General features: G+C 74.0%; 5 protein-coding genes. 1 reads left to right on the top strand and 4 read right to left on the bottom strand.

Translation table 11 applies throughout. The features are described from left to right. From HOY81_RS26330 to HOY81_RS26345, 4 genes are all read right to left on the bottom strand, one after another. A partial coding sequence (locus HOY81_RS26330; protein WP_237323218.1) for a glycosyltransferase 87 family protein occupies positions 1-564 on the bottom strand: 564 nt, incomplete at its 3' end. Positions 565-826: 262 nt separating this feature from the next. Continuing rightward, positions 827-3121 (bottom strand): Rv1355c family protein, encoded by a 2295-nt coding sequence (locus HOY81_RS26335; protein WP_237323214.1) that lies wholly within the window; start codon positions 3119-3121, stop codon positions 827-829. A 241-nt stretch (positions 3122-3362) separates the two neighbouring features. Continuing rightward, positions 3363-3953 carry a hypothetical protein gene (locus tag HOY81_RS26340; RefSeq protein ID WP_237323215.1) on the bottom strand — a complete coding sequence of 197 codons (591 nt, stop codon included), beginning with the start codon at positions 3951-3953 and terminating at the stop codon, positions 3363-3365. Positions 3954-4032: 79 nt separating this feature from the next. Then, positions 4033-4713: a TetR/AcrR family transcriptional regulator gene (locus HOY81_RS26345; RefSeq protein ID WP_237323216.1), complete on the bottom strand. Its 681-nt coding sequence runs from the start codon at positions 4711-4713 to the stop codon at positions 4033-4035. 119 nt (positions 4714-4832) lie between these two features. Between HOY81_RS26345 and HOY81_RS26350 the strand changes: the two genes are divergently transcribed. Next, positions 4833-7154: an MMPL family transporter gene (locus HOY81_RS26350; protein WP_237323217.1), complete on the top strand. Its 2322-nt coding sequence runs from the start codon at positions 4833-4835 to the stop codon at positions 7152-7154. The last annotated feature ends 487 nt before the right edge of the window (positions 7155-7641 follow it).

Here is a 7641-nt window from a genome sequence, read left to right on the forward strand (position 1 = left end):
TCCGGCCGGTGCTCCGGCCGGTGCTCCGGCCGGTGCTCCGGCCGGTGCTCCGGCCGGTGCTCCGGCCAGGCGGCGGAGACCGCCGGGGGCCAGCCAGCCTGCCAGCACCAGCATCACCGGGAGGATGCTCGTCTGACCCAGCGTGAAGGTGTTGCGCACCGGGAGGGAGACGGCGAGCAGGCAGAGCGCGACCGGCACCGCGAAGAGCGCCGTGCGGCGGGACACCGGGCCGGGCAGCGCCCGTGCCGCCACCACGCCGACCGCGGCCGTCAGCAGCAGCGTCCCCACCGTCCACGCCACGCCCAGGCCCTGTTCGGCGGCGCGGGAGAGGGGCTGGAGGACGAGTCCGGCGAAGGGGGTGCCGGTGAAGGGGTCGGCCGCGTCGTAGAGCGAGCCGCGGGCCGTGAGCACGCCGTTGTCGCCGAGCCAGCCGGCCAGGTCCGTCAGCCGCCGGTCGGGCGGCAGCCGCAGCACGGCCGCCGCCTGGCGCACCGCCAGCGCACCCGCCAGCAGCCACAGCGCCGCGAGTGCCAGCCCACCGCGGGATCCCAGCCGCCCGGCCAGTGCTCCCGGACCGCGCTCCGCGGCCGCCCCCCGTTCCCCCGAAGTCTCCACCGTCACGCCCCGCCGTCTCCGTCCACTCACGCATTGTGCCGTACGTTCCGCACCATCATCCCGGTGGTCGGACGCCGGTCACCCACCGGACACCTGACTCGGCGCGGGCGGCCGGGCGCGGCCACCCGCTGGAGCGCCGCAGGAAGCCCCCGCACGCCCGCGGGGCGCGGCCGCGGACGGGACGGGAGGCGGCGCCCGTTCGGACGCCCGTTCAGACGAGGAAGTCCGCGACGGGGCGGCGCAGCGACCGTACGGCCGGCGACTGGGCGCGGAAGAGCCGGAAGACGGCGATCTCGGCGTCGTCGGGGCGCAGGCCCAGCAGGTCCCGCAGCTCGCGCATCCGGTCCCGCAGGGCGCGGGCGTCGGCGTGCTCCAGTCCCAGTTCCCCCGGGTCGGCGCCGCGTTCGAGCGCCGCCATCAGGTGGAGCATCCCGGAGACGGGGTGCAGGGCGAAGCCGGCGGCGGCCGCCGTCAGCCATGCCTGCTGGAGGGCGCGCCCGCCGTGGAACCAGCTCTCCTCCGCCAGGCCGGGCGCGGAGAGCGCGCAGAGGGCGGAGGCCGAGCGGATCAGCCCGGCGCGGCACTCGAGGGCGCGGCCGCCGTCGATGGAGCGGAGGAAATCCATGGTGTGCCACTCGGCGGCGAGCCGCAGCGTGGTGAGGGTGCCGGGCGAGTCGGCCAGGGCGGTCACGTCGATGCCGTCGCCGCTGGTCTCCACGGCGTCCGGGGTCCAGCGCAGCGCGGCGGTGAGTTCGTCGTGCAGCGGCCGGATCAGCAGCCGGAGGCGGTCCACCTCGCCGAGGATCTCCGCGGCCTCCTCGATCGCCGCCCGGTCGGTGAGGGTGGTGAGCCGGGCGCCCCGGGAGGCGGCCGCCCGTTCCATCCGGCCCGGCAGCGCGGCGGGCAGGGCGGAGCGGTCGCCCGGGCCGCGGTGGGTCGCGCGGCGCCCGATCCAGTCGACGAGTTCGGCGGGGGCCGGGGCCCCGTCGTCGGGGGCGCCCGCCCGGCCGGGCGTGAAGGAGAGCAGCGCCGCGAACTCCCCGCTGTCCGGCTGGACGGAGGGCATGGTGGTCGGGAGATGCCCGGCGGCCGCGGCGGCGATCTCGATGTTGCTGACCACCGCGCCGAGGGAGACCAGCGCGGCACGGCCGTGCGGGTCGGCACGCCGGCTGCGGCGTTCCGGGTCCAGTTCGCAGGAGAGGATGCGGTCCCCGGTGCGGAACCGCCAGGGCTGGGAGTTGCGCGGCGAGGGCGCCAGGATGCCGTAGGCGACCAGCCGGTGCAGGCCCTCCTCGGTCAGCGGCGTGCCGGGCAGGGCGAGTTCGGGGTGCGCGGTGCGGGGCCGGGTGGCGGACGGTCCCGCACCGCGCTCCCCTGCGGTCCCCCGGTCGCCGGCGGGGTCCGCCGGTATGCGGCCGGGGGCGCCGTCGCGGAACACGGCGTCCAGATCGAGGTGGTAGCGGCCGGAGTCGCGGAACTGGCCCAGCAGGATGCGGCGTCCGGCGTCGGCGACCAGGGCGGCGCCGAGCGCGGCGCCGGAGGCCAGCCGGGGCCGGGAGACCAGGGTGTGACCGGTCTCCAGCAGCCCGGCGGGCAGCCGCGGTCCGTGCCCGACGCCGTCGAGCAGCCGGAGGGTGTGCGGCACCCGGTCCGCCGGGGGGAGCGCGGCCAGGTCGGCCGCCCGGGTGCCGCCCAGCAGGCCGTGCAGCACCGGCCGGTCGGGCTCCAGGTCGAACCGTTCGACGTCCAGCACGCCGCACGCCTCGGTGTCCGTGAGCACGGGCACGGCCAGGGATCTGGCCCGCTCCCGTACGTACGCCTTGAGGGCCAGGTCGTCGCACTGCTCGACCACCAGGTCGGCGGTGCCTCCGCCGGTGAGGAAGTCGTCCAGGGTCTCCGCGCTGACGCCCTCCGGCCACAGGGAGATGGTCAGATAGGGGTCCAGCTCGTACATCTCCCGGGCCGCGGCCACGGTCCGGGGCAGTCCGAGGTCGGTGACCGAGGCGGGGGCGCGGTTCAGGTCGGAGAGCGCGACCGGGCCGCGGTCGGCGATCCGGAAGCTGCGGCCGACGCCCTCCTGGGCCAGGGTGAAGGCGTGGTTCCGGCCGGTGGCGAGGCCGACCACGGCGACGACCTTGTCGCGCAGGCGTTCCTGTTCGAGACCGGTGACACGGTGCCGGTTGCGGCTGGTGCGCAGCTCGGTGAACTCATCCTCGGGCAGCACCCGTACGACCGTGTGCAGCCAGGGGTAGTGCACCCAGGAGCCGAAGGACTCCAGCGGCACCCCGGCCAGGTGCTCCTCGGTCACGTCGGCGAGTTCGTCGGGGGTGTACGAGGTGCCCGGCGCCCTGCTGAGCAGCAGCTCCGTGAGCTGCTCGGCCAGCGTGTCGACGACCCGTGCGCCGTCCCGGAGGAGATGCGCGAGCTCCACACCCTCGGCGCCCTCGGCGGTGAGGATGCGGGGCTCCCAGTCGGGCAGGACGGTACGGGTCCGGTGCATTGCCATGCTGCTGTTCTCGGTCCCTTCGCTCGGCGCGCCGCCCGGCGCGTCGTGGAGTGTCACCAGCAGGACGACGCTGCCACGGGGGCCTTGCACTGTGCTGATACGCGGACGGCGGGCAGCGGGACGCCGGGTCCGCGAGGCCGGGGCGAGCCTGTCCGGTCATCCCGGCCGGACCGCACACGGCCCCGCGTACGGACCGGCTGCGGGGCGGCGTCGGCGCACCGCCCCGCCCGGGGCCCGGGGCTCAGGCCCGGACGCCGGCACCTCCGCCGCCGGCGCCCTCCGGCACGCAGTGCGCCACGATGAGCTTGAGCAGCAGCACGGCCGGCAGCCAGGCCATCCCGCCCGGCGCGGCGACCAGCGGGGCCACCATCACGCCGGAGCCGGTGATGCCCAGCGCCACGGGGCGCTTGAGGCGTTCGCGGACGTTCTCCACGGCGACGGCGCCCAGCAGCGCCCAGCCGTACCACAGCGGGCCCCACCACCACGACTCCCCGGAGAACGCGAGGCCGGCGATGATCGGCTGGATGTGGGCGGCCGTGAAGCCGACCGGATGGTGCAGGAAGCGCGGGACGGCTCCCGCGTGGAAGGTGAGCGGGGAATGGTAGAAACGCTTGGCGGTGTCGAGTCCGTTGGCCACCACACCGCCGGCCAGGTCCCACACCAGCAGCAGCCCGACGAGCCACTGCCACCAGGACCAGCCCTCGTCCCAGCCGCCCGCGGCGAAGGCGGCGCACCCGATGACCGCCGCGCCGTAGGCGAGGTTCTTCTCCCGTGTGGTGGCGCCCGTTCCGAAGGTCCAGTTCGGCTTGCCTGCTTCCGCAGCACTGCCCACGGTGTTCTCTCTCCTGTTCTGTGCGCGTGATCCCCCGTCCCCGGGTGGTCGGCCCGGGGTGCTGCCCGTACGGGTGCCCTCAGGTCCGCCGGCCAGGCGGACCCCCGGGCCCGGCGTCCGGACCGCCCGGGGCGTCCGGGGAACCCGTGCCGTCCGGGGAGTCCTCGGGTGGCTCCGGTCCCCGGTCGTCCCGTTCCGCGGCGGGCGCGGCCTGCGGGAGCGGGCCGGCCTGGGCCAGGGCGGGGGCGTGCGCGGTGAACCGGCTGAGCGCGTCGATGGCCTCCTCCGACCCCATCTCCGGGTCGAGCATGTGGTGCAGGAAGAGCCCGTCGAGCAGCGCGATCAGCAGTGTCGCCGTGCCGTCCGGCGCCCCCGGCAGGTGCGTCTCCAGCCAGCCGCTGAGCTCCCGGCGGGCCTCGGCCAGGCTCTCCCGCAGCACGTCCCCGAGCTGCGGGTCACGGACGGCTCCGGCGATCAGCTCGACGGTCAGCCGGGTCATGGTGGCGTCCGTGGGCGGGGACACCATCGCCGGCAGCTGGTCCAGGACCTCGTCCACGCCCGCGGACTCCAGGAGCTGGATGGTGAGGGGACCGAAGATCAGCTCTCCGGCACGGCGGGCGATGGCCTGCTTGAGCTGCGGCAGACCGCCCCAGTGGTAGTGGATCAGCCCGAGGTTGGCACCCGCGCGCTCCGCCACCGAGCGCGTGGTCACCGCCGGCCAGCCACCTTCGGCCAGCAGCTCGACTCCTGCATCGACCAACTGTTCCCGGCGGCGCCGACCCCGTAGCGAGGAGCTTGGTCGATCGTCTAACTTAGTCATGCGACCAAGGTAGCCGTGCCGAGTGCAGAAGTCACGTCCGCGACACGCTGCCCCATGTCATGACAGTTCCCATGACCAGGTTCTTCTCCCTGGTTTCCTGCTCCTTGGGGGTTTCCATGCTCTCCCGATTGGCGTCGCTCGCGGTGAACCGGCGCCGACTCGTGCTGATCCTGTCCACGGTGGGCTTCATCCTCATCACGGCCGTCTCCGGGCCGGTGATGAACGTGCTGTCGGCCGGCGGTTACAGCGACCCGGGCTCCGAGTCCGAGGTCGCCTCCGACCTGTTAGAGGAACGGTTCGACACGGGCGACCCGAACTTCATCCTGCTCGCCACCCCGGACGGCTCGGTCGACGACCCGGAGGCCGTGGAGGCGGGCCGCAAGCTGACGAAGAAGCTCGCCGGCCAGGAGGGCGTGGCCTCGGTGACGTCCTACTGGACCGCCGAGCACGCGTCCGACCTGCGGGCGGAGGACGGCGAGTCCGCCCTGATCGTCGCCCGGCTCAGCGGCGACGAGACCGAGGCCGACGACACGGCCAAGGAGATAGCGCCCAAGGTCACCGGCGACCAGTACGGGCTCGACGTCATCTCCGGCGGCGCGACCGAGGCCAACCGCCAGAGTTCCGAGGAGATCGAGAAGGACCTCCTGATGGCGGAGGGCGTGGCGGTCCCGATCACGCTGATCCTCCTCATCCTGGTCTTCGGCTCCGGGATGGCCGCGCTGCTGCCCCTCGCGGTGGCCGGCATCTCCGTGATCGGCTCGCTGGCGTTGCTGACGGTGATCGCCGAGTTCACCCCGGTGTCCGTCTTCGCGACGAACCTCACCACGGCGCTCGGGCTCGGACTCGCGATCGACTACTCGCTGTTCATCGTCAGCAGGTACCGGGAGGAGCGCCGTAACGGCCACGAGAACTCCACCGCCCTGCGCATCTCGATGACCACGGCGGGCCGCACCGTCTTCTTCTCCTCCCTGACCGTGCTGCTCTCGCTCGCGGCGCTGCTGGTGTTCCCCCTCTACTACCTGCAGTCCTTCGCCTACGCGGGCATCGGCGTGGTGATCTTCGCGCTGCTCGGCGCGCTCTTCGTCCTCCCGGCGCTGCTCTCCCTGATGGGCGACCGGATCGACAAGGGCGACCTCGGCGCGAAGCTCCGGCGGAAGAAGAAGCGGGACGCCGCGGCGGAGCCCTCCGAGAACGGCTTCTGGCACCGCCTCGCCACCGGCGTCATGCGGCGCCCCTGGCCGGTGCTCACGGTGGTGCTGCTGGGCCTCGCGGTGCTGGTGGCCCCGTTCACCCAGGCGTCGTACGGGCTCCCCGACGACCGCGCCATGTCCAAGGACGCGGAGGCCGCCCAGGTCGGCGACGCCATCCGGAACGACTTCCCGTCCCTGGCCGGCCAGGGCCTGAAGATCGTGCTGGACGGCGAGCGGCCCACCTCGGCCGCGCTGACCGACTACGCCGAGCGGGTCTCCGAGGTCGACGGCGTCGACCGGGTCGACACCGCCACCGGCAGCTTCCAGGGGGGCAGCCAGGTCGCTCCCCCGGTGCCGGGCGCGGAGGACACCTTCACCGACGACAAGGGCGCCTGGCTCTCCGTCAACGTCGACACCGAACCCTACTCGGAGGCCGGCGAGGAGCAGGTGGCCGACGTGCGCGACCTCGCGCCGCCGGAGGGCACCGAGTCGAAGGTCTCCGGCCTCGCCGCCAGTTACGTGGACACGCTGGACGCCCTGTGGAGCGCGCTGCCGTACGCGATGCTCATCATCGGGGTGCTGACCTTCGTGCTGCTCTTCCTCTTCACCGGCAGCCTGCTCATCCCGGTCAAGGCCATCGTCCTCAATCTGCTGAGCCTCACCGCCACCTTCGGCGCCATGGTGTTCGTCTTCCAGGACGGCCACCTGAAGTGGCTGGTGGGCGACTTCACCGTCACCGGGCAGATCGACGTCACCACGCCGATCCTGATGTTCTGCATCATCTTCGGCCTGTCGATGGACTACGAGGTCTTCCTGCTCTCCCGCATCCGCGAGGAGTACGACCGCACCGGGGACAACACCCTGGCGGTCGCCCACGGACTGGAGAGCACCGGCCGGCTGATCACGGCGGCGGCGGGGCTGCTGGCCCTGTTCTTCATCGCCCTGATCACGGCGGGCTTCACCCCGGTGAAGATCCTCGGCCTGGGCACGGCGCTGGCCATCATCATGGACGCGGCGATCATCCGTGGCCTGCTGGTGCCGGCGTTCATGCGGCTGGCCGGGCGCGCCAACTGGTGGGCGCCGGCACCGCTGCGGCGGGTCTACGAGAAGTTCGGCTTCCACCACGAAGGGCCGGCCGAGCCGGCCCCCGCGAAGCCCGCGCCGCGCGAGCCCGCGCAGCCCGTGGGCTGACGACACCGGCGCCGTCCGGCCTCCGGGCCGGCGGCGACCGGGTACGGCGGACGGCCGGGTCCCCCTGGGGCCCGGCCGTCCGCCGTTCGCTGCTCCGGCTGCGGCGGACCCGGTGCGCCGCGGTGCGCCGCTCCCGGCCCGCGGGCGCAGCGCCGCTCCGGTGCTTCTCCGGGGTGCCATGCGGCTGTCAGCCGGGTGTCAGCCACCCCTGCCAGCGTGGACGCAGGTTGGACGCCGCAGTGACGGCCATCCGATTGGGGCGGGGCTCCCACCGTCCCCCCGTCCGGTGAGCCCCGCCCATCCATCCGACCGTGTCTCAAGGGGGAGACGACCCATGGTCAACGGTTCCGACGCCGGGTCTCCGGCATCCACCCGCGCCCGCACCGAGGAACTCCTCGAACTCCGCCGCACCGTACGCCAGGGCGATGCCCGGGCGACGGGGGCGCAGCATGCGAAGGGGAAGTTGACGGCGCGTGAGCGGATCGAG

The sequence above is a fragment of the Streptomyces sp. JJ36 genome (genome assembly GCF_021696945.1).
Lineage (GTDB): Bacteria > Actinomycetota > Actinomycetes > Streptomycetales > Streptomycetaceae > Streptomyces.